The organism is Mesorhizobium sp. M0208 (genome assembly GCF_040322015.1).
In the GTDB taxonomy this organism is placed as follows: Bacteria; Pseudomonadota; Alphaproteobacteria; order Rhizobiales; family Rhizobiaceae; genus Mesorhizobium.
On the sequence record NZ_JAMYSP010000002.1, the window covers coordinates 342,456 to 365,049 of the forward strand.

At 62.9% G+C, this 22,594-nt stretch carries 20 protein-coding genes and 1 pseudogene; 8 read left to right on the forward strand and 13 right to left on the reverse strand.

From position 1 onward, the window contains the following. Positions 1 to 185: 185 nt before the first annotated feature. Positions 186 to 863, forward strand: coding sequence for a sugar transferase (locus tag NKJ17_RS03660; RefSeq protein ID WP_352479827.1), 678 nt, complete (start codon positions 186 to 188; stop codon positions 861 to 863). A gap of 171 nt (positions 864 to 1,034) precedes the next feature. After that, positions 1,035 to 2,282, forward strand: coding sequence for a polysaccharide biosynthesis/export family protein (locus NKJ17_RS03665; protein WP_352687051.1), 1,248 nt, complete (start codon positions 1,035 to 1,037; stop codon positions 2,280 to 2,282). Positions 2,283 to 2,406: 124 nt separating this feature from the next. Here the strand turns inward: NKJ17_RS03665 and NKJ17_RS03670 are convergent, their stop codons facing one another. Beyond that, positions 2,407 to 3,678, reverse strand: a complete 1,272-nt coding sequence (locus tag NKJ17_RS03670; RefSeq protein ID WP_352687013.1) for an O-antigen ligase family protein — start codon at positions 3,676 to 3,678, stop codon at positions 2,407 to 2,409. Between the two features lie 329 nt (positions 3,679 to 4,007). Here NKJ17_RS03670 and NKJ17_RS03675 point away from each other — a divergent pair, with 329 nt between their 5' ends. Continuing rightward, entirely contained in the window at positions 4,008 to 4,760 is a 753-nt protein-coding gene (locus NKJ17_RS03675; protein ID WP_352687016.1) for an SDR family NAD(P)-dependent oxidoreductase, read from the forward strand. Positions 4,761 to 4,800: 40 nt separating this feature from the next. Here NKJ17_RS03675 and NKJ17_RS03680 read toward each other — a convergent pair whose 3' ends face one another. Next, positions 4,801 to 5,382 carry a DUF1349 domain-containing protein gene (locus NKJ17_RS03680; RefSeq protein ID WP_352687019.1) on the reverse strand — a complete coding sequence of 194 codons (582 nt, stop codon included), beginning with the start codon at positions 5,380 to 5,382 and terminating at the stop codon, positions 4,801 to 4,803. Positions 5,383 to 5,420: 38 nt separating this feature from the next. Then, positions 5,421 to 6,857 (reverse strand): aldehyde dehydrogenase family protein, encoded by a 1,437-nt coding sequence (locus NKJ17_RS03685; RefSeq protein ID WP_352687053.1) that lies wholly within the window; start codon positions 6,855 to 6,857, stop codon positions 5,421 to 5,423. Positions 6,858 to 7,034: 177 nt separating this feature from the next. Between NKJ17_RS03685 and NKJ17_RS03690 the strand changes: the two genes are divergently transcribed. Beyond that, the gene (locus NKJ17_RS03690; RefSeq protein ID WP_352687022.1) at positions 7,035 to 8,066 is read left to right on the forward strand and encodes a hydroxyacid dehydrogenase; all 1,032 of its coding nucleotides are present in this window, start codon (positions 7,035 to 7,037) and stop codon (positions 8,064 to 8,066) included. 25 nt (positions 8,067 to 8,091) lie between these two features. On the opposite strand, the gene NKJ17_RS03695 is transcribed toward NKJ17_RS03690, so the two are convergent. From NKJ17_RS03695 to NKJ17_RS03715, 5 genes are all read right to left on the reverse strand, one after another. Further along, positions 8,092 to 8,577 (reverse strand): hypothetical protein, encoded by a 486-nt coding sequence (locus NKJ17_RS03695; RefSeq protein WP_352687025.1) that lies wholly within the window; start codon positions 8,575 to 8,577, stop codon positions 8,092 to 8,094. Positions 8,578 to 8,680: 103 nt separating this feature from the next. Beyond that, positions 8,681 to 11,542 carry a nitrate reductase gene (locus NKJ17_RS03700; protein ID WP_352687028.1) on the reverse strand — a complete coding sequence of 954 codons (2,862 nt, stop codon included), beginning with the start codon at positions 11,540 to 11,542 and terminating at the stop codon, positions 8,681 to 8,683. A 3-nt stretch (positions 11,543 to 11,545) separates the two neighbouring features. Next, on the reverse strand, positions 11,546 to 11,875 hold the full coding sequence (gene nirD, locus NKJ17_RS03705; RefSeq protein WP_352687031.1) for a nitrite reductase small subunit NirD: 330 nt from the start codon (positions 11,873 to 11,875) through the stop codon (positions 11,546 to 11,548). A gap of 66 nt (positions 11,876 to 11,941) precedes the next feature. Continuing rightward, positions 11,942 to 14,392, reverse strand: coding sequence for a nitrite reductase large subunit NirB (gene nirB, locus NKJ17_RS03710; RefSeq protein ID WP_352687033.1), 2,451 nt, complete (start codon positions 14,390 to 14,392; stop codon positions 11,942 to 11,944). Positions 14,393 to 14,411: 19 nt separating this feature from the next. Further along, positions 14,412 to 15,713 carry an MFS transporter gene (locus tag NKJ17_RS03715; protein WP_352506990.1) on the reverse strand — a complete coding sequence of 434 codons (1,302 nt, stop codon included), beginning with the start codon at positions 15,711 to 15,713 and terminating at the stop codon, positions 14,412 to 14,414. Positions 15,714 to 15,880: 167 nt separating this feature from the next. On the opposite strand from NKJ17_RS03715, the gene NKJ17_RS03720 reads away from it, so the two are divergent. Continuing rightward, a complete protein-coding gene (locus NKJ17_RS03720; protein WP_352506991.1) occupies positions 15,881 to 16,072 on the forward strand; it encodes a hypothetical protein in 192 nt (63 codons plus the stop codon). 281 nt (positions 16,073 to 16,353) lie between these two features. On the opposite strand, the gene NKJ17_RS03725 is transcribed toward NKJ17_RS03720, so the two are convergent. From NKJ17_RS03725 to NKJ17_RS03735, 3 genes are all read right to left on the reverse strand, one after another. Further along, positions 16,354 to 17,151 carry an ABC transporter ATP-binding protein gene (locus NKJ17_RS03725; RefSeq protein WP_352479817.1) on the reverse strand — a complete coding sequence of 266 codons (798 nt, stop codon included), beginning with the start codon at positions 17,149 to 17,151 and terminating at the stop codon, positions 16,354 to 16,356. An 11-nt stretch (positions 17,152 to 17,162) separates the two neighbouring features. Next, entirely contained in the window at positions 17,163 to 18,059 is an 897-nt protein-coding gene (gene ntrB, locus NKJ17_RS03730; RefSeq protein ID WP_352506992.1) for a nitrate ABC transporter permease, read from the reverse strand. A gap of 84 nt (positions 18,060 to 18,143) precedes the next feature. Beyond that, on the reverse strand, positions 18,144 to 19,460 hold the full coding sequence (locus tag NKJ17_RS03735) for a CmpA/NrtA family ABC transporter substrate-binding protein (RefSeq protein WP_352506993.1): 1,317 nt from the start codon (positions 19,458 to 19,460) through the stop codon (positions 18,144 to 18,146). Here NKJ17_RS03735 and NKJ17_RS03740 point away from each other — a divergent pair. Next, on the forward strand, positions 19,447 to 19,575 hold the full coding sequence (locus NKJ17_RS03740) for a hypothetical protein (protein WP_280952097.1): 129 nt from the start codon (positions 19,447 to 19,449) through the stop codon (positions 19,573 to 19,575). The two genes, NKJ17_RS03735 and NKJ17_RS03740, sit on opposite strands and share 14 nt — an antisense overlap. 244 nt (positions 19,576 to 19,819) lie before the next feature. Here NKJ17_RS03740 and NKJ17_RS03745 read toward each other — a convergent pair whose 3' ends face one another. Both NKJ17_RS03745 and NKJ17_RS03750 read right to left on the reverse strand, forming a co-directional pair. Then, complete coding sequence (locus NKJ17_RS03745; protein ID WP_352506994.1) at positions 19,820 to 21,058, reverse strand: CmpA/NrtA family ABC transporter substrate-binding protein; 1,239 nt, start codon at positions 21,056 to 21,058, stop codon at positions 19,820 to 19,822. Positions 21,059 to 21,060: 2 nt separating this feature from the next. Beyond that, positions 21,061 to 21,660, reverse strand: coding sequence for an ANTAR domain-containing response regulator (locus NKJ17_RS03750; RefSeq protein WP_352687039.1), 600 nt, complete (start codon positions 21,658 to 21,660; stop codon positions 21,061 to 21,063). Positions 21,661 to 21,773: 113 nt separating this feature from the next. On the opposite strand from NKJ17_RS03750, the pseudogene NKJ17_RS03755 reads away from it, so the two are divergent. Then, positions 21,774 to 22,013 (forward strand): annotated as a pseudogene (locus NKJ17_RS03755) (ABC transporter permease); the annotation flags it as partial. Positions 22,014 to 22,152: 139 nt separating this feature from the next. Beyond that, the coding region (locus NKJ17_RS03760) for a GntR family transcriptional regulator (RefSeq protein ID WP_352687041.1) at positions 22,153 to 22,594 on the forward strand (442 nt) is incomplete at its 3' end.

Below are 22,594 nucleotides of genomic sequence, written 5' to 3' on the forward strand. Positions count from 1 at the left end.
TTTTCCAAAATTGCCCATAATCCGTCTCTTTTGCGACATAAAGGCGAAATTTTGTGCAGGACGAGTTTATTATTTAGTCAGTTCATGACGCGACTATTACAGCCGTCTGGGAAATTGTGTGTTGCGCTGCAGCATTTTTTTGGTATCGTGCGGTAAACCATCCGTTCAACGTATGGAGTTTACGCATGAGGGACGTAGCCAAGCCGGCCGATGCGGATTTTTCGCAGGCCGGTGTCGATTTTCCGCCACCGATCGGCGGCCTGCTCAAACGCAGCTTCGATATTGCCGGTTCGCTGATCGGCCTGGTCGCTCTCAGCCCGCTGTTCGTGATGATAGCGCTGCTTGTCAAGTTTTCCGATGGCGGGCCGATTTTCTATGGTCATAGCCGGATCGGCCGCGGAGGACGGATTTTTCCGTGCCTCAAGTTCCGCACCATGGTTCCAGACGGCGAGCGGGTGCTTGCTGCCTATCTCGCCGCGAATCCGGAGGCCAGCGCCGAATGGATCGCGACCCGCAAGCTGAAGAACGACCCGCGGATCACCCGCGTCGGAGCGGTGCTGAGGAAGCTCAGCCTCGATGAGTTGCCGCAGATCATCAACATCCTGCAGGGGGATATGAGCCTGGTCGGGCCTCGTCCCGTGGTGCGCGACGAGCTGGAGATTTATGGCAATTCGGCCGTCTATTACCTGAAATCGCGCCCCGGCCTGACCGGGCTATGGCAGGTCAGCGGACGCAACGACGTTTCCTACGACAGCCGCGTCGCGTTCGACAGGCACTATGTCGAGAACTGGTCGATGTTCGAAGACATTCGCATCATCATCAAGACCGTACCTGCGGTCTGGATGTCGCGAGGCTGCTACTGACGGCCGCTTGCTGGCCGTACATCGAGGAGCAGCTGTCCAGAATTCGGGCCCGAAACTCAGGCCCCTAACTCAGGCATCGGCAGTTCATCGGGCGGGGCAAACCAGATCGGAAACGCTCAGTTGAAAGCAGATATAATCGATATTTTTTGCACCGGCATTCTCTCCAGACGCATGCGGCGAGTACGACTTTTGACGACTTGCCTTACAGTGGCGACCGGCCTGACGCTGTCGCTAGCCCTGCCACAGTTTGCCTTCGCCGACGACTATCGGCTTGGAGCACAGGACAAGCTGACCATCCGCGTGGCGGAATGGCAGACCGTCGAAGGCACGTTCCGCGACTGGTCGGCCATCAATGGAGAATACACGGTCGGGCCCGCTGGAACCTTGTCGGTTCCCTTCGTCGGCGAGATGCCCGCATCCGGCAAGACGACTTCGGAGATCGCCGCATCGCTCGGCGAGGCGCTGCAGCGCAAGCTCGCTCTGGCCGACAGGCCGGAGGCTTCCGTCGAAATGGCGCAGTACCGGCCATTCTACATCTCCGGCGAGGTGCAAGCGCCTGGCCAGTATCCTTGTGTGCCTGGGTTGACCGTGCTGAAAGCGATGAGCATTGCCGGCGGAGCCCGGCGGACCCCGGAGAGCGGACAGCGCTACGATCGCGACCTGATCAATGCCAAGGGCAATTTCGACGTACTACAAGACCAATTGGTCAGGCTGACCGTCAAGCGCGCCCGCGTCGAAGCGGAACTGGCGGACAAGCCGACATTCGCGGTGCCGAAAGAGGTGGCCGACGATCCGAAACTGCCCAGCATCGTTGCCGATGAGACGGCGATCCTGGCGGCCGACCAGAAGAAACTCAAGCTGCGCTTGCAGGCGCTAGACGATTTGAAGGCGCTGCTGCAGAGCGAGATCGATTCGCTGCAGAAAAAGATCGTCAACCAGCAGAAGCAGGTCGATCTGGCGAAGGAGCAGCTCAACGGCATCGGCTCGCTGGCGCAAAAGGGCCTGGTCGTCAACACGCGGGTTTTGAACTCGCAGCAAACCATCGCCGACCTTGAAGGCCAGATCCTGGATTACGAAACGGCAATTCTCACGGCCAAGCAGTCGATCAGCAAGGCCACCCAGGACGCCATCGATCTCGAGAACACCCAGAACTCCAGCCTCGCGACCGACCGGCAACAGACGGAAGCCGATCTCAACGAGGTGACGCTGAAGCTGAATATGGAAAAGGCCTTGATGTCCGAGGCCTTGTCGGGCAGCCCCATGCCGCAATTCTACGGCAATAACGAACCAGCGGCCTTGTCATTTTCCCTGGTGCGGGTGGTCGACGGCAAGACCAGCGAAATCACCGCCGATGAAGACACACCGGTGCTGCCAGGGGACGTGATCAAGGTCAAACCAGCGCCCCTGGCCATCCAGTAGCTTCTTTCCACCGGAACGAAGCACCAACCCCGCAGGCAGCGGTCTGCGGGGTTTTTGCGTTTGGTATCTTATGGATCAGAAAACAAGGCCGCCTTCGGGCAGGAACCGCCTGGATCCGCCCGCTCTAGCCTCGCACGGCGTCCGGTTCCTCTAGGTGGTTCACGGCGCTCCACCGGGAAGGAGCGACGGCCGGCACCCTCACCAGCTTGAAGTAGCTGTAGTACAGCAGAAACGATCCCATGATGTAGGGATTGAGGGTCTCGACCTCGACGAAGGAGCGGATGAACAGAAGCACCATGACGCCGGCAAGAATCACGGAGTCGGCTTGCCATGTCCTGAATATCAGCGCCGAGACGTGGCCCCAGAGCGTGCGCAGGATGATCAGCGAAAGCAGTGTCGCGCCGACGAAGCCGAGTTCCACCAAGGTCTCGATGTAGGTGTTGTGGAAGTGGAAGCCGCTTCGCGCGGCGATGTAGAATTCGTTCCACAGCCGCTCGGCCTCGGAGAAGCCCTGCACCCAATAGGCCGCGTAGCCGACGCCGAGCATGGGCGATTGCTGCGCGGCATTCCAGCCCTGTTGCCAGAGGTAGGTTCGTCCGGTGAGCGTCGAATCCTTGCCGAAAAGGCCAAGGACAAAGTCCGTCAGCCCGAGATTCAGCGCAATCACGCTGCAGGCGACCAGCCCGCCCGCACCGATCATGAAAATCACCCGGCGATGGCGGAGCGAAAGCAGCTTGCCGATGGAAAGCAGGGCGACCAGAGCGAGAACCGCCGGGGTCGATGCCATCGAAGTGGCCGAATGCGACACGACCAGCAGATAGCCCGATAGAAGGACAATCGGTACGATCAACAAAAAGCTTATCCGGCCCCGCCTGAGAAAGGCGAGGTAGACAACGCAGAAATAGATGCCAAGCGATGCGACAAAACCGATCTGGTTCTTGGAGCTGAAAGCGCCGACGAAATTATAGGTGCCATCGAGAACGTCGTAGGAATAGCTCGCGACCTTGAGCGAGTAGAGCAGGACGACGAAAATCCCGATCAGGGCGCCTATGGTCAAGGTCCGGACGCTGACGGTGCGCGCGGCAATATAGGCGCAGGCGATATGGGAGCAATATTGGACGGCCGTCCTTGCCGTGGTGCCGGGAGCCGCCGACCAGAACACCGAGAAGCAGACATAGGTTGCAAGGGCCAGCGGAAGCCAGGCGCTGGAAGCGTGCCTTAATATCTTCCGATAGTCGACCAAGATGAGCGGCAGCCAGACTGCATAGTAGGCCAGGATCATCGCCTGGCCGAAAATGGTCGAGTAGGAGAACGCCCAGATCGAGACGGCAACGGCAAAGCTGCCATAGACCGTGTTCTTGTCCGGATCGATCAACAGAGATTTTGGAATCTTCATCTCGGTAGCGGTTTTCCGTCCTTGCAGCTCAATGCCGAGTTCATGGACCGCTCATGGTCCGATTCGTCGGATCGATGGGAGCCTCGCCTGCAGGCGCTCGCATTGTGCAGTGCAATATAGCCCATCCGGCGCAGCCTGTCACCCGGATGCCAACCGGCCAAGTCGTTCCAGCCGTTCTCCGCAATACCGGACGAGACGATTTGGCCAGGAGGCAGTGCCGTCCAATTGCCCGGTGCTGGCCCATCACAAGCTGTTCTGAGGCTGCAAGTCCGCGCTTGAACTTGTCCGCCGTTGACTTCACATTCGCCGCCGATTGGGAGGAATACGACATGCCGATGAGTTTCGCGGGACGATTTGCCGGACGATCTGCTGTTATCACCGGCGGCGCCTCAGGCATCGGCCTGGCCGTCGCGCAAAGGATCACTGACGAAGGTGGGCGTGTTTCGGTCTGGGATCGCGATGCGGCCCAGATCGAGCAGGCCAAGGCCATTGTTCCAGGCCTGCACAGCGTCACCCTAGACGTCGCCGACCCCATAGCGGTCGAAGCCGCCGCCGGAGAGACGGTCGAAGCGCTTGGCGCAGTCGATGTCCTTGTCACCAGCGCTGCCATCACCGGACCGAACATGACGACCTGGGAGTATTCCGTAGAGGATTGGCGCCGGGTCATCGACATCAACATCAACGGCGTCTTCTTCTGCAACAAAGCGCTGGTCCCGCATATGCTCGAACGCAATTACGGCAGGATCGTCAACATCGCCTCGATTGCCGGCAAGGAAGGTAACCCGAACGCCTCGGCCTACAGCACCTCCAAGGCGGCGGTGATCGGCATGACCAAATCGCTCGGCAAGGAACTGGCCAAGACCAGGGTGACGGTGAACTGCGTCACGCCGGCGGCCGTGCGCACCGCGATCTTCCAGCAGATGAGCCAGCAGCACATCGACTTCATGCTGTCCAAAATACCGATGGCGCGTTTTGGCGAGGTCGAGGAGGTGGCGGCGCTGATTTGCTGGATCGCGTCCGAGGAATGCTCGTTCACGACGGCTGCCGTCTTCGACGTCTCCGGCGGCAGGGCGACCTACTGAGGCCGGCCCGACGCAAACCGCCCGACCGCATCGCGGCGCCTCAGTCGTGAAGCTCCCGCGAGATCGGCGGGCTGATCGAAAAATCGCTGAATGTCACTTCGAAACCCTCGCGCTGCGGCGAACAGCACATCATGCCGACATCGACCGTTTTCGACGGCGGGAAATAGGCAAGTCGCACCGGTTTCCAGTGCTTGTCGGACGCGTCCAGATACTGGACGCGGATCGTTTCGGCATGGCGGGTCAGGCGGATCCTGACCCCGTCGGGGTCGGCGGGAATGCTGGCCAGCGACCAGTCGGAGGCATCGTTGGTGACGACGACGGAAAAATACATCAGCCCGTCGGTGTATTCGATGCCGGCCTTGATCCAGTGCGTCTCGCTCAGGCGGACCATAAGCCCGGCCTGATCGTAAAGCACCTCATAGTGCCCCTTGACCGTGACTTCGGCGCTGAAATCGCCCTCGACCTCACGATAGAGGAAATGGCCATTGTCGCGCCAGAAGCCGTAGAACGTCTCGCGCCAGAAGTCGGTCTCCTTGCCGGTCCGTACATGCACCGTATTGTTGCCGAAGGCGTGGTGCGGCGGCGGATTGAGCCAGGTCAGGGCCGTATTCTCAGATGTCATCGATTTGCTCGCCTGCCTGGCTGGTCTGCCGTCTTTTCTTAGCCGGCAAACGTGTAAGCGGTCTTCACTGTTGTGTAGAACTCTGCGGCATAGCGGCCCTGCTCGCGCGGGCCGTAGCTCGATCCCTTGCGTCCGCCGAAAGGCACGTGGAAGTCGACGCCGGCCGTCGGCAGGTTGACCATGACCATGCCGGCTTCCGAATTGCGCTTGAAGTGCGTGGCATGCTTGAGGCTCGAGGTGCAGATACCGGAGGTCAGGCCGAACGGCGTGTCGTTGGCCACCGCCAGCGCCTCGTCATAATCCTTGACGCGGATGACGTTGGCGACCGGTCCGAAAATCTCCTCGCGCGAGATGCGCATGGCGTTGGTGGTTTCGGTGAACAGCGCCGGCTGCAAATAGAAGCCGCGGGTTTCACGATCGAGCCGCTCGCCACCGAAGGCAAGGTCCGCACCTTCCTGACGGCCGATGGCGATATAGTCTTCGTCCTGTTTGAGCTGGCTCTGGTCGACAACCGGCCCGATCTGGGTCTTGGCATCGAGAGCGTCGCCGACGACCAGCTTGGCCATGCGGTCCTTAAGCGCCTCGACGAAGCGGTCGTGGATGCCGTCCGTCACCACCAGGCGGGACGACGCCGTGCAGCGCTGGCCGGTCGAGAAGTAGGCACCGTTGATAGCGCAGTCGACGGCGACGGCAAGGTCGGCATCGTCGAGCACTACAAGCGGGTTCTTGCCGCCCATTTCGAGCTGGAACTTGCGCATGTGCTCGACGCTGGCGGCGGCGACGCGCTTGCCGGTGCCGACCGATCCGGTGAAGGTGATGGCGTCGAGGTCAGGACTATCGAGCATGGCCTGGCCGACCACCGAACCTTTGCCCATGACCAGATTGAGCACACCCTTGGGTAGCCCGGCGCGGTGCAGGATGTCGACGATGGTCCAGGCGCTCTCCGGAACGAGTTCCGCCGGCTTGAAGACGATGGTGTTGCCGTAGGCCAGCGCCGGAGCGATTTTCCAAGCCGGAATGGCGATCGGGAAATTCCACGGCGTGATGATGCCGACGACGCCGACCGCTTCGCGGGTGATCTCGACGCCGACGCCGGGCCGCACGCTCGGCACCAGCTCGCCCGACAGGCGCAACGCCTCTCCGGCGAAAAAATCGAATATCTGGGCGGCCCGCACGGTCTCGCCGATGCCCTCGACCAGCGTCTTGCCTTCCTCGCGCGCCAACGCCCGGCCGATTTCATCTTTCCGCGCGGTGATCTCGTCCGACGTCTTCCTCAGCACCGCATGGCGGGCCAGCAGGCCCGATCGAGACCATGCCGGAAATGCCGCTTTGGCCGCTGCGATGGCCTGCCGAGCGTGCTCCGCGCCCCCCGATGCATATTCGCCGACCACGTCGTCGAGATTGGACGGGTTGATGTTGCGGGAGCCGGCATCGCCTACCCACTCGCCATCGATGAGGTTCTTTCGAAACGGGATCATGTCGCTGTCTTCCTTGTCGTCTTTCGATCGCCGTCTATCTGGACCACCGACCGCCGCACCGCAAGGCCGAAGAAGGCAAACTTCTCCTTCTCGACAGGCATGTGATAGGTGTCGGGGGCGGGAAAAGACGATTCTAGTGTGGTGCGACGCGGATCGCACGGGAGGTGAAGTATCATGTCCGACAGCGCCTTGCCCCTGGTGATCAGCGCACCCGAACCGCGCACGCTCGACCTGATCTTCACGCCGGCCGCGCTGGCGAACTTTCGATCGAAATACCGCATCGTCGAAACATCGCCCGAAGCGGTGGCGGCGCTGCCGGCCGATATCCTTGGCGAGGCGCGCTACATCGTCGGCCAGCCACCTATCGCGCCGGAGACGCTGGAAAAAATGAAGGCGCTGCGCTGCATCTTCAATGTCGAGAGCAACCTCATCAACAACATGCCCTACGAGACGCTGTTTTCGCGCGGCATCCATGTCGTCACCACCGGGCTGGTGTTTGCAGAACCGGTGGCCGAACTCGGCCTTGCCATGGCGCTCAACCTCGCCCGTGACATCGTCGACGCCGACCTCGCCTTTCGACAGGGCAAGGAGCGTTGGGGCGGCGACGGCAACCGGACGGCGCGGCTTCTTTCCGGCGCGGACGTCGGCATCATCGGCTTCGGCGATCTTGGCCGTGCGCTCAACCGGCTGCTGTCAGGCTTTCGCACGCGGACAAAAGCCTTCGACCCGTGGCTGCCGCCGTCGATCCTGATCGAAAACGGCGTTGAGCCGGCCTCTCTCGACGACGTTCTGTCGAACAGCGATTTCGTCTTCGTCGTCGCTTCGGTGACCAGCGAAAACCAGGGCTTCCTCGGCGCCGAGGCGTTTGCCAGGATGCGCAAGGGAGCCGCTTTCATTTTGCTCAGCCGATCCGGCGTGGTCGATTTCCCGGCACTGATGGATGCTGTCCGCAGCGGCCATATTCTCGCCGCCAGCGATGTTTTTCCTGAGGAGCCGCTGGCCCAGGATCACCCGGTCCGCACATTGCCGGGGTTCCTGCGCTCCGCCCACCGGGCCGGTGCGCTCGACATCGCTTTCAAGCGGATGGGCGACATGGTGCTGGAAGACATGGACCTGGTCGACCGCGGCCTGCCGCCGATGCGTTCGAAGCGGGCCGAGCGTGAGACCGTTTCGCGAATGCGCTCAAAGCCGGTCGACAAGAATTAAGCCGCCTGCCGACGGTCGCACATGCTCAGACGGTGAAGGACCAAAACAGGCAGGCCAGTGTTGCTGTGGCGAAGACGACGAAGAACAGGCTTCGCAACAGGATGTTGCGGCGCAGCTCGTTGATGAAGAGATGGCATCCGACGACGGCTGCGACAAACAGGAACCGCCAATTCAGCAGTGCCGGGAGCACATCGCGCTGACCGAAGGCAAATCTGGCGGCGAGACATCCAACGATGACCGCAAACAACACGATGATCGTCCAGAAGATCGCATCGGCGGCATGTGTCAGTACGATGCCGGCGAGCCTGATCGGCAGAACCATCATCAGCAGTGCGCTGAGAAAGTAGACCGCCGCGAGCGGAATGAACGCCCCCGCATCGGCGACGTCGCTCAAGCGCTTGGCGCCGATCGCGCCATAGGGATAGCCATGCCTGGCCACCGCCAGGCTGAGCGCCATCAGCAAGGCCGTCAGCACGGCGGCAAGCGCGAATGAGGTCAGGGCTTTGCTCATGAGGCTCCCGTTCCGAGCGAATCGAAGTCAGAACGTTGGTAGCCCATGGTTTGTAAATTGCTAGTAAGCATCATGCAGCGGCGCGGCAGAGTTCCTCGGCGCATCACTCCGCAGCTTGCAGACGCCGCCCGTCGATAATGGTCTTGATCTCGGCGCGGCAAGAGCCGCAATTGGTGCCGGCGTGAAGGACGGCTCCGATTGCCGCGACGCTGGTACAGCCGCCGCGTACCGCTTCCGCGATCTGGTTGGCACCGACCCCGAAACAGGCGCAGACGATGGCACCGCGGTCGACGCTGTTGCCGCCCGGGCGCCCGGCGACAATCGCCAGTCGCGCCTGCCGATCGGCATGGTCAGCACCAAGTTGTTCGACCGCCCAGCCGCGCGACACCGCTACCGGCGTAGGCGCAAGATAAAGCGCGCCGACCAGCCGATTGCCTGCGAAACGGGCGAAGCGATGGTGCCCGCCGGCGATGTCGTGATAGGCGAGCGTCTCGCCTTCCATGCCTAACAGCGCGGCGGCCAACCCGGTCCAGTCGCGGCTGTCCTGCAGCGCAATTTCAAGCCGCCAGCCGGCGGGGCTGCGGGCGAGGCTCCAGTAATCGGCGTCGATCGATGCGGGCCGTTCGGCAAGCACGGCGAAGCCGAAGGCTGTGGCGGCGAACCGCTCGATGCGGGCGGCAACATTCTTCGAGGCCGGTTGGCCTGAAATCGCATCGGTCGTCGGCGCGACCAACGCATCGACGCGCGCGCGGGCGGAGAACTGATCGGTCCAGTGCATCGGTACGAATACAGAGCCCTGGCGTTGACGCACCGTCACCAGGGCACGGACCAGCACCTCGCCATGGGCAGTCGAGACGCGGACGATCTCGGCATCGCCGATACCATAGTGCTGTGCATCCGCCGGGTGGATTTCGACGAACGGTTCGGCCATGTGCTGCGACAAGCGCGGACTCTTGCCGGTCCGCGTCATGGTGTGCCAATGGTCGCGCACGCGCCCGGTGTTGAGCACTAGCGGGTAGTCCGGGCTGGTGCGGGTTTGTGCGGCTGGGCGGATAGCAATGAAGCGCGCCCTGCGGTCGGGCGTGTAGAAGCTGCCGTTGGCGAAGAAGCGGGTGGTAAGTGAGGCTCGTCTTGCCTGAACCCCCAAGTCTTTTTCACTTTCAGCCTGAGCACCCCCCTCTGGCCTGCCGGCCATCTCCCCCGCAAGGGGGGAGATTGGCAGCTTTGGCGCCGGCTCTCCCCTTGCGGCATTGGAGATTAGCGAAGGCCGTGATGATAGCCGATCTCCCCCCTTGCGGGGGAGATGGCCGGCAGGCCAGAGGGGGGTGGCTTGGCTCGGCGCTGGCCACTGGAATGGCGCCAACTCCTCATAGGTCTCTGCATCCACATCGGCATAAGCGCCGATGTCGAAATCGCGAGCACTATCATTCTCGAATGCCGACAACGCCGCGTGCTCGGCGAAGATGTCGGCCGGCGACACATGCGAAAACGCCTCGCCAAAACCCATCCGCTTGGCGACTTCGGCGATGATCCACCAGTCGGCTCTTGCCTCGCCGGGCGTGGCCAAAAAGGCGCGCTGGCGCGAGATGCGGCGTTCCGAATTGGTGACGGTGCCGTCCTTCTCGCCCCATGCCGCCGCCGGCACCCGGACATGGGCGTGGCGGACCGTGTCGGTCTCGCCCAGCACGTCCGACACCACGACAAACGGGCAGGCCTTGATCGCCGCTTCGACGGCATCGGCATCCGGCATCGAATCGACTGGGTTGGTCGCCATGATCCACAGCGCCTTGATGCGTCCGTCGGCCACCGCCTCGAACATCTCGACCGCTTTCAGGCCGGGTTTTTCGGCGACGGCCGGCGCGTTCCAGAAGCGCTGCACGCGGTTGCGGTGCTCGGGATTTTCGATCTCCATGTGGGCGGCCAGCATGTTGGCCATGCCGCCGACCTCACGGCCGCCCATGGCGTTGGGCTGGCCGGTCACCGAGAATGGCCCGGCGCCGGGCTTGCCGATGCGGCCGGTGGCTAGATGACAGTTGATGATAGCGTTGACCTTGTCGGTGCCCGAAGACGACTGGTTCACGCCCTGGCTGTAGACGGTCACCGTCTTCGCCGTCGCGGCAAACAGACTGTAGAAGCGGGCCAGTTCGTCCTCGCCAAGGCCGGTGGCCGCGGCGATGCCGGCCAGGTCGAGCGCCGAGGCGGCGAAAAGCGCTTGCCCGAAGCCGGTCGTGTGTGCCGTGATATAGGTGCGGTCCAACGCGTTGTGCTGGCCGAGATAGGCGAGCAGGCCGGTGAACAAAGCGACGTCGCCATCGGGCGCGATCGCCAGATGCATGTCGGCGATGTCTGACGTCATGGTGCGGCGTGGGTCGACCAGCACCACCTTCATCTCGGGCCGCTTTTCCCGGGCCGCGGCGATGCGCTGGTAGAGCACCGGATGGCACCAGGCGAGATTGGAGCCGACCAGCACGATCAGGTCGGCAAGTTCCAGATCCTCGTAATTTCCCGGAACGGTGTCCGAGCCAAAGGCGCGGCGGTGGCCGGCGACGGACGATGCCATGCACAGGCGCGAATTGGTGTCGATATTGGCCGAGCCGATGAAACCTTTCATCAGCTTGTTAGCGACGTAATAGTCCTCGGTCAGCAACTGGCCGGAGACGTAGAGGGCGACCGCGTTGGGGCCGTGCTCGGCAATGGTTTGCGAGAAGGTCGAGGCGACGAGGTCGAGCGCTTCGTCCCAGTCGGTGCGGCGACCGTGGATTTCCGGATGAAGTAGCCTGCCTTCGAGATCGGTGGTCTCGGCCAGCGCCGAGCCTTTGGAGCAGAGCCGGCCGAAATTCGCCGGGTGGTCCGGGTCGCCACGAACGGTAATTTCACCGTCCGCGGCGACCTTCGCCAGCACGCCGCAGCCCACCCCGCAATATGGGCAGGTGGTCCTCACCTCGCGCGCTTCATCAATCTGCATGGTTCACGCCGCGCGGCTGGCCAGCGCTTCCAGCGCAATGAACAGCCGCTCGCCGTCGATCCGCACCGCGATGGTGCGCACCGCGCCCTCGTCGGCGCCAAGCGCCTTGCCTGTCTCCAGCGAGATCACCCAATTGTGCAAGGGACAGGTCACCGCCGTGCCATGGACGATGCCCTGGCTGAGCGGCCCACTTTTGTGCGGGCAATGGTCATCGATGGCAAAGACCTGATCGTCGGCCGTACGAAAGACGGCGATCTTGCCTTCGGGCGTTGCCACGCAGCGCGCACCGCGACGCGGAATGTCAGACAGGGAGCCGATCGATACCCAATTCATATGGCCATTCCTCTTTGCGCGTTGTTCTTGTCCGAAAACCGCATTCCACTTTTCGGGAACACGCGCCTACTCCGCCGCCTGCGCAAAGCCGACCGAAGCCATCGGCCGGAATTCATGCTTGTCCTTGCCGGAAACGCGTTCCGACCACGGGTCAACCTGCGCGAATTTCTGCGAAAAGACGAAGCGGTCGAAATAGGCCTTGCGCTTCTCGCCATCGTCCATGATCTGACGCTTGATCTCGGCGATGCCAATGCGCTTGGCCCATTTGTAGATGCGCTCGAGATAGCGGCCCTGCTCGCGATACATCTGCGTCAGCGCCACGATATGCTCCAGCGCCTCGTCCTCGGTCTTGACCAGGCCAAGCACTTCGGTGCCCTTGATGTCGAGGCCGGCGGCGCCGGCGAAATGGATCTCATAGCCGCTGTCGACGCAGATCACGCCGACATCCTTGCAGGTCGCCTCGGCACAGTTTCGGGGACAGCCCGACACCGCCATCTTGACCTTGGCCGGCGTCCAAGAGCCCCACATGAATTTTTCGATACGGATGCCCAAGCCGGTCGAATCCTGCGTGCCGAAGCGGCACCAGTCGGAGCCGACGCAGGTCTTCACTGTGCGCAGTCCCTTGGCATAGGCCTGGCCGGAGACGAACCCGGCCTGACCGAGATCGGCCCACACTGCCGGCAGGTCTTCCTTGCGGATGCCGAGCATGTCAATGCGCTGGCCGCCGGTGACCTTGACCATCGGAATGTCGAACTTGTCGACGACATCGGCGATGGCGCGCAATTCGGCGGCGTTGGTGACGCCGCCCCACATGCGCGGCACTACCGAATAGGTGCCGTCCTTCTGGATGTTGGCGTGGACGCGCTCGTTGATGAAGCGCGACTGGTAATCGTCGGCGTATTCGTCGGGCCAGTCGCAGACGAGGTAATAGTTGAGCGCCGGCCGGCATTTGGCGCAGCCGCAAGAGGTCTTCCACTCCAGCTCCTGCATGACGGCGGGAATGGTCTTCAGGCCCTTGGCTTTGATCAGCCGGCGGACCTCGTCATGGCCAAGCGAGGTACAGCTGCACATCGGCTGGACCGCCGCGGGGTTGTATTTGTCGCCGATGGTCAGCACCATCAGCTTTTCGACCAGCCCGGTGCAGGAACCGCAGGACGCCGACGCCTTGGTGTGGGCGCGCACATCGTCGAGCGAGGTCAAGCCCTTGGCCGTGATCGCGCCGGTGATCTTTCCCTTGCATACGCCGTTGCAGCCGCAGATTTCCGCATCATCCGGCAAGGCTGCAACGGCCGCCATAGGGTCCAGGGGGGCGCCTCCCTGGTAAGACTGGCCGAAAATGAGCGTGTCGCGCATCTCGGATATGTCGGTCTGCTTCTTCTTGAGATCGTTGAACCAGGCGCCGTCCGTCGTCTCGCCGTAGAGCACGGTGCCGATGATGCGGTCGTCCTTCAGCACCAGGCGTTTGTAGACGCCGGCGGCGGCATCGCGCAGCACGATCTCCTGGCGGTCCTCGCCCTCGGCGAAGTCGCCGAGCGAGAACAGGTCGATGCCGGTGACCTTGAGCTTGGTCGGCGTGTCCATATGGACGAAAGCTGCCGCCTCGTTACCAGCCAGCTGGCTGGCGGCGACGCGCGCCATCTCATAGAGCGGCGCGACCAGCCCGTAGACCTGGCCGTTGACCTCGGCGCATTCGCCGATTGCGTAGATGTCCGGGTCGTTGCTGCGCATGCCGGCGTCGACGACGATGCCGCGATTGACGGCAATGCCGGCTTCCTTCGCCAGCACCGCGTTCGGCCTGATACCCACCGCCATGACGACGAGCGTTGCGGGAATGACGGTGCCGTCGGCAAGCTCCACCCGCTCGACCTTGCCGTTGCCGGTGATCGCCTGCGTGTTGGCCTTGGTGATGACCTTGATGCCGCGCTGCTCGACGGCACGCTGCAGGAGATAGCCTGCGGCCGGATCGAGCTGACGCTCCATCAGCGTCGGCATGACGTGCAGCACGGTGACGTCCATGCCTTGCGAGTTCAAGCCCGCTGCCGCCTCGAGCCCGAGCAGGCCGCCCCCAATGACGACAGCCTTGGCCCGCGACTGGGCGGCAAGCATCATGGCCCGGACGTCGTCCAGATCGCGATAGGTGAGCACGCCCGGCAGGTCATGGCCGGGCACCGGAATGATAAACGGCACCGAGCCGGTGGCGATGACGAGTTTGTCATAAGGCTCGGTCACGCCATGATCGGAGGTGACGGTCCTTGCCTGCCGGTCGATGGCGACGATCTTGTGGCCCTTGTAGAGGGTGATGCCGTGCTTGATGTACCAGCCGTCGCCATGTATGATGATCTCCTCATAGGCCTTTTCGCCCGACAGAACCGGCGACAGCATGATGCGGTCGTAGTTCACGCGCGGCTCGGCGTTGAAGATGGTGACCTGGTAGCGCCCAGGCGCCTTTTCCAGGAGATGCTCCAGCATGCGCCCGGGGGCCATGCCGTTGCCGATGATGACGAGTTTTTCGGTCATGTCCTGATCCACTCCGCTCTCACTCAGCCGCGTAGGAAAGGCCTGAAGCTTCGGCAGACGCCGTGCGCTCCATCCGCCGGATGGAAAAATGCATCCAGGCAAAGCACGTGGCGACGATGACGAAGAGCAGCATGAAGCAGCTCGACCAGACGCCGGTGAGGTCGTTGAGCACGCCGAAGGCGATTGGCAGGATAAAGCCGCCGAGCCCGCCAATCATGCCGACAACGCCGCCGACCGCGCCGACACTCTGCGGATAATAAGCCGGGATGTGCTTGTAGACGGCGGCCTTGCCAAGGCTCATGAAGAAGCCGAGCACACAGGCCACGGCTATGAAGGCGAGCGGGCCGATCTCGAAATGGAAGGCGATCGGCCCGCTGATACCGCGCACGACGTAGTCTGCCGAGGGGAGAGACAGAACGAGAGTCGCGACGGCACTGACAGCGAAGGTGCAGTAGAGCACGGTGCGGGCGCCGATCCGGTCGGAAAGCACGCCGCCATAGGCGCGGAAAATACTTGCCGGAATTGAATAGGCCGCGCCGATCATGCCGGCGGTCGCAAGTCCGAAGCCGTAGACGCCGATCAGGTAGCGGGGCAGCCACAGCGACAGCGCCACGAATGCACCGAAAGCGAAGAAATAATACAAGGCGAAACGCCAGACCTGCAGGTTCTTGAGCGGCGCGAATTCCTGCAAGAAGCTTCTCGCGGGTGCAGCCTTGCCGTCGCGGCGCTCGCGAATGACCGGATCGTCGCCGGTCGTGAACCAGAAGACGGCGGCCATGACGACAAGTGCTGCCGCCCAGATCAGCGCGACCGACTGCCAGCCCCAGGAGAGAAGCACGAACGGTGCGAGGAACTTGGTGACCGCGGCACCGACATTGCCGACACCGAAAATGCCAAGCGCCGTACCCTGCTTGCCGGCCGGGAAGAAGCGCGAGACATAGGCGACACCGACGGCGAAGGAACCGCCGGCGAGCCCAACGCCTAGCGCAGCGGCCAGCATCTGCCCGTAGGTGTGCGCAAACGCGAGCAGGAAGGTCGCGACTGCCGCCGCAAGCATGGTCGCGGTGTATACCAGCCGACCGCCAAAACGGTCGGTCCAGACACCGAGCACCATGCGCACAAGCGAGCCGGTGAGGATCGGCGTGCCGACGAGCAGGCCGAACTCCGTCTCGTTCAGCCCCAGTTCCTGCTTTATGCGCACGCCGATGATTGAAAAGATCGTCCACACCGCGAAGCAGACGGTGAAGGCGATGGTGGACATCAGAAGCGCCTGCCGGGGAGCAGTGTCCTGGCTGGGCGCGGCAGGGAGATTTGCGGTCATTTTCTGGCTCCGGTTTGCGGCGTGGGGGGCGGCACCGCCCTTGGCTGTTCGTTCGCGACTGTCAGCGGCGCGGCATCGGCGAACTGGTTGAAACCGAGCTGTGCACGGTCACTTCGAAACCTTTGCCGTCAGTCTTGGCGCCAGCGGGAAAGAGGACGAGCGCGGCGGTGAACAGCACGCTGCTGGCCAGAAAAATGGCGGCGCGTGAATTCCGCGAGGCACGCGCCAGTTCCGATCCGTTTCGTCATCGTCGTCTCCGGTTGGCGCCGCTTGGGACCAGCGCCGTCGATTGCGTCAAAACAAAAAAGCCGCCGGCCAGGTCTTCGCGTCCGGGATTCCGGGAGCGCGTGTGGACCTGAGCGGCAGCTTTGCCTGTGGCGCCCGCCATTGGACGCCGTGTCACTTGGCCCTTGCGGGCCTTACATTTTGGAAAGCAGGAAGCGTGCCAATTCGACAGCGCTCTTAATTATCGAATGAAATCAATATGAACCGCAGCCGCGCGACTTTTGACCAAGCTCGGCAGCGGATCAAAGATTAGTCAAGATGCCTTGCACAGCAGCATAATATTTGTGCAATGCGGTAGATTGCCCATTGCCGATGCAGATTTCCAATGATGATGACGCGTTAGCCCGTTATGGCCTCACTCCGCGGCTTCGACGAAGCGGTGGCGTTCGTAGAGGAATTTCAGCACCGCCTCGCGGCAGCGTAGGAAGGTGCGGTCGGAGGAAAGCTCGATGCGCCGACGCGGCCGGGCCAGCGGCACGGGAAGAACCTCGCCGATGGTGGCCGCCGGCCCGTTGGTCATCATGACGATGCGGTCGGACAATAGCACCGCCTCGTCGACATCGTGAGTGATCATGATCGTCGTCGAGCCGAGCCTCGAATGGATATCCATCACCGCGTCCTGCAGATGCGCACGGGTCAGCGCGTCGAGCGCCCCGAACGGCTCGTCGAGCAAAAGAATCTTCGGCTCCATCGCGAGCGCGCGCGCAATGCCGACGCGCTGCTTCATGCCGCCCGAAATCTCCGCTGGGCGCTTGTCTTTCGCATGCGCCATCTGCACGAGATCGAGATTGCGCATGATCCAGTCATGCCGTTCGGCCCGGCTCTTTTTGCCGCCGAAGACCTTGGATACCGCGAGGTTGATGTTTTCGTACACGGTGAGCCATGGCAGCAGGCTGTGGTTCTGGAACACCACGGCGCGTTCGGGACCGGGGCTGTCGACCTCCTTGTCCTCCAACAGAACCGCGCCGGCCGAGACCTTGGTCAGCCCGGCGATTAGATTGAGCAAGGTCGACTTGCCGCAGCCGGAATGGCCGATGATCGAGACGAATTCGCCCTTGTCGATGGTCAGTCTTATGTCCTTCAGGACGTCGCTGACCTGGCCGCCGCGCATGAAGGATTTATCGATATGGTCGAGTTTCAGATAGGCCGTCATCGTCCCTCTCCTCACTTTGCCGTTGTGCCGCGGGTGACGAAGACGCCGACCGACGCGACCAGGCGGTCGAGGCAAAAGCCGGTGACGCCGATATAGGCGAGTGCGACGATGATGTCGGGCAGCCGCGACGAATTCCAGGCATCCCAGATGAAGAAGCCGATACCGACGCCGCCGGTCAGCATTTCGGCGGCGACGATGGCAAGCCAGGACAGACCGATGCCGATGCGCAAGCCGGTGAAGATGTAAGGTGCCGCGGCCGGCACCATGATTTTCACGAAGAATTCGAGCTGGTTGAGCCTGAGGATGCGGGAGACGTTGCGATAGTCCTCTGGAATGTTGCGGACGCCGACGGCGGTGTTGATGATCACCGGCCAGATCGAGGTGATGAAGATGACGAAGATTGCCGACGGGCTGGAATCGCGGAACGCCGCCAGCGACAGCGGCAGCCAGGCGAGCGGCGGTACCGTGCGCAGAATCTGGAACACCGGATCAAGGCCGCGCATCGCCCAGATCGACTGGCCGACCAGAGCGCCGAGCGCGACGCCGACGACCGCCGCAAGGCCAAAGCCGATGGCGACGCGCTGCAGCGAGATCAGCACCCGCCAGGCGAGCCCAATGTCCTGCGGGCCATTGTTGAAGAACGGATGGGCGATCAGGTCATAGGCCTCGTTCCAGACCTGGCTTGGCGGCGGCAGGCTGGCCGTCGGCGACGAACAGGCGACCTGCCAGACGACGAGCATGAGGGCGACGACGATGACCGGCGGCACCAGCGTGCTGGCCAGCTTGCCTGCGATTGCGGCCGGGTCGAAGCGACGCCGCGCCCTGGCGGTGAAGGCGATGATTTCGGCGGGCTTGGAAGGCGCGGGGAACGGCTTCACCTTGCGGTCCTCGATGGCTTGGATAGACATTTCTCGAATGTTCCTTTGGCATTTGGCGACAAGCGGCGCCGTTGCGCTTGCGGCGACAAACGGCGCGAGCGCCGTTTGCACCGTTCAGGCCGATGCCTTGATCTTCAGGCTGTCGAGATAGGCGGACGGGTTCTCCGGATCGAACACCTTGCCGTCGAAGAAGGTCTCGACGCCGCGCGATGAAGACGCCGGGATATCGGCCGCGGCGACACCAAGATCCTTGGCCGCTTCGCGCCACAGATCCTCGCGATTGACCTGGGCGACCAGCGCCTTGATGTCGGTGGTCGGCGCGAACTTGCCCCAGCGGATGTTTTCGGCGAGGAACCAGCTGTCGTGGCTCTTGAAGGGATAGGACACGCCGCCCTGCCAGAACTTCATGTAGAGATCTGTGCCGTTGGCGACGCGGCCATTGCCGTAGTTGATGTCGCCCTTGAGGCGGCCGATGATGTCGGCGGTCGGCACGTTCATCCATTGCCGCTTGCCGATGATGGCGGCCATCTCGTCCTTGTTTTCCTTGGCTTCGCACCATTGCTGGGCTTCCATGACGGCCATCAGGATCGCCTTGGTGGCGTTCGGATACTTGTCGATGAAGGCGGCGCGCAGGCCGAGCGCCTTTTCCGGATGGCCCTTCCATAGCTCGCCAGTGGTAGCGGCGGTGAAACCGACGCCCTGGTGGACGAGCTGCTCGTTCCACGGCTCGCCGACACAGAACACGTCCATGTTGCCGACCTTCATGTTGGCAACCATCTGCGGCGGCGGCACGACGATGGTCGAGACGTCCTTGTCGGGATCGATGCCGCCGGCGGCCAGCCAGTAGCGCAGCCAAAGGTCGTGCGTGCCGCCCGGGAAGGTCATGGCGGCCTTGACCTCCTTGCCTGCGGCCTGCTTGGCGGCGAAGGCATCCTTCAGCCTGGAGGCGTCGAGGGCGACGCCGGTGGCGGCATATTCCTGGGCAACGGAAATGCCCTGGCAGTCGTAGTTGAGGCGCGCCACGATCGCCATCGGCAGCGGCTGCTTGTTTTGCGTCACCTTGCCGGTGTGCATCAGATAAGGCATCGGCGTCAGGATATGGGCGCCGTCAATGCCGTTGGCTTCGCCGCCGAGCACCAGATTATCGCGCGTCGCCCCCCAGGAAGCCTGCTTGAGCACCTCGACATCGGGCATGCCGAATTTCTCGAACAGGCCTTTCTCCTTGGCGATCATCAACGGTGCTGCATCAGTCAATGCGATGAAGCCGAGCTTGGCGCCTGTGACTTCCGGTACGGCGGTAGCCGCATAGGCGCCGGAGGGCAGCAGCGCACGCGCCGCGGCCAGCGTTGCCGCGGTGGCCGCGCTGATCCTCAGGAAATCGCGGCGGCTGATCGCCGTTTGGGCGGAATGGCTCTTGATGCGTTTCGTCATCGTCATCTCCGGTTGGGCGCGGCTTGGGATCGGCGCCGTCGATTGCGTGTTCGATCAAAACAAAAAAGCCGCCGGCCAGGCCGCGCGCGTCCGTCCATCCGGGATCGCGTGTTGACCTGAGCGGCAGCTTTGCCTGTAGCGCCCGCCATTGGACGCCTATTCCGTGACCCCGAGAAGAGTCTGCCTATTGCAACGCAGGAACCGTGCCAGTTTCGGAATGGATGATAAACATCAATGAGATCAACGGCATGCCAAAATCGTCGGCGCCCCGGCCCGCCGGGCGAGCAAGCCAAAGATTGTTCATTAGCGCAGTTGCACGCACATTTTTTGTGCAGTGCACAAGAATGGCGCGGAAATGATCAGGCTTCAGCGCGCGCCAATTTCTGGCCGGCAATGTAGGCGTCGATCTCGTCGGGATCGAAGATCTGGCCATCGAAGAAACCGTCGGGACCGAGCACCAGGCTTGCCCCCGCCGAACCAACTGGGGTCGCGGCCTTCAGCGCGCCCTCGACCTTGGCATTGGCACCGGGAAGCGCCACGCCAAGCGGCTTCAACGCCGAGCGGTAGAGATCGGGGCGATAGCAGTCGCGGGCAATAGCGAGGTTTTCCGGCGTGTGCGCGACATGCCCCCAGCGCACCATCTGCGTGTAGAACCACAGCGCATGGCTCTTCCACGGGAAGTTCGCCGCCTTGTTGAAGGGCAGAAAGAAGTCGCCGACGCTCAGTTCGGCACCGCCGCCGAGCGCCAGATGCCCGCTGAGGATCGGCATCTGCAGCGCCGGCGCCAGGCCGAGAAAGGCCGGCTGCGCCATCAGGGCCGCGAGTTCGCCACGGTTTGCCGGGTCCTGGCACCAGCGCGCCGCATGATGCAGCGCGCGCAGCAGAGCCGAAAGCGCGTCAGGCTCTCTTTCGGCCCATGCCTTGCGCACGCCGACGACTTTCTCCGGGCTGGTCTTCCAGATGGCCGCCTTGACCGTGGCGATATGGCCGGTGCCGGCGACGACCGCGGCGCTGTTCCAGGGTTCGCCGACGCAGTAACCGTCGATCCTGCCGGCGGCGAGCGCGTCGGCCATGAATGGCGGCGGCACGATGACGATTTCGATTTCACGCGACGGGTCGATGCCGCAGGCGGCGAGCCAGTAGCGCAGTTCGTAGTTGTGCCCGGAGTGCGGATGGACGACGGCGAAGCGCAGCGGATCGCCGCCGCCATTCGCCCGATCACGGATCAGCGCTCGCAACGCCTTACCGGCCCGCGCCGGATCGAGATCGGGCCGGGCGCCGTGCGCGGCCATGCCGGCCCAGACCGCGTTCGAAACCGTCACGCAATTGCCGCCGAGGCCGAGCGAGAACGGCACGACGGTGTCGGAGGCGAGCGGCGTCAGCCCCAGATTGCAGGCGATCGGCATCGGCCCCAGCATATGCGCCAGGTCGAAATGGCCGATGGCGATGCGGTCGCGGATGTTGGCCCAGGACGTTTCCCGGTTGAGCGTCAGGTCGATGCCTTCACGTAGGGCGAAGCCGATTTCCTTCGCCGCGACAAGGATGGCGCTGTCGAAGAGCGGCATGAAGCCAACATTGATCCGGTGCTCGGCCGCCATTCTCAACTCTCCTTGGGATCCAGAAGCCCTGCCGCCGTCACCAGGCTCTGCGCGATTTCGGCGATCTTGCGGTTCTGGTTCATGGCTGTCTTGCGCAGCAGCGTGTAGGCCGCGTCCTCCGACAGGCCGCGCGACTTCATCAGGATGCCCTTGGCGCGATCGATCACCTTGCGGCTCTCCAACTCGCTGCGGGCCTCTTCCAGTTCGCGCGCCATGCGCGAGAAGGCGTTGAAGCGGCTGATCGCCATGTCGAGGATCGGCTTGACCCGCTCCTGGCGCAGGCCGTCGACGACATAGGCCGACACCCCGGCTTCCACCGCTGCCTCGATCGACGCCTGGTCCGAGCGGTCAACGAACATGGCGATCGGCCGCTTCACCACGCGCGAAAGCTGGAACATGTTTTCGAGCATGTCACGGTTGGGATTTTCGAGATCGATGACGATGACGTCGGGTTCGATCTCGGCGATCCGCCGCGCTATGCCGGCGACGTCGTGGATGACCGTGACCTGCTGATGCCCGGCCTCCCGCAATCCCGCTTCGATTATGGAAGCGCGGATGTGGTTTTCATCGATCACCAGGACAGTGAGGGATTTGCGGATCATGCCGCATTTTGCGCAGGCGAGGCGATTGTGCAATGCGGTATAGCGAGATTCACGGAAACAAAGCCGACGCGCCGCCTGATGCACTGGACGCGACGGCCGGCGCGACGCGGGCGGCGGTCGGCGACAACGAACGGGCAACACGCCTGTCCGGCGTCTGCGCCTGGCAGGCGATCACCGTGCCCTACATCATCTCGAGCGGGCTCGCACTGCTCTATATCGGCCTGATCAAGGCGCCGTCGCTGTCGCTCGCCGAACCGCTGGTGCTGCCTTCGGTGCCCGCGGCCGTCGGCGGCGGAACCTCGATCTCCGGCGGCCGCGGCGGCTCCACCATCATCGGGGCGCTGATCCTCACCCGAAACGCTGTGCGGTCAGATAGTCATGGGATTTGAAAGCGTCCTTCACGGCTGCAGGCCAGATATCAGTCGTCGTTGACAAGACCACCGCGTGAGGATAATGAACATGATCATACAGGTTCACTGAACAGGTATCCAAATGAAGCGGCGTTCGGTTCAACTGTCTCCCGGCACGGGCAAGCCAGAACAGATTGCCACGGTTCTCGAACATGAAATCCGCTCCGGTGTTCTGGGCTTCGGCGACCGGTTGCAAAGCGAGAACGAGCTCGTCCAGCGTTTCTCCGTCAGCCGTAACACCGTTCGCAAGGGCCTCGAGGAACTGTCAAGCCGCGGACTGATCACCACCAAGGTCGGCATCGGCTCTTTCGTCACCTTCGATGGCAACCCCGTCGATGACTCAATCGGTTGGTCGCGGGCGCTCGCCAACGCCGGCGCCAATGCCGAGACGCGCACCCTGCGCCTTGAGGTGATCGAGGATCCTGATCTTGCCGCGCTACTTGGTATAGAAAACCCGTTTTTCATCGCTGTCGACCGGGTGCGCACCAATGCCAGCGACGGCCACGCTATTTCCATCGAGCGCA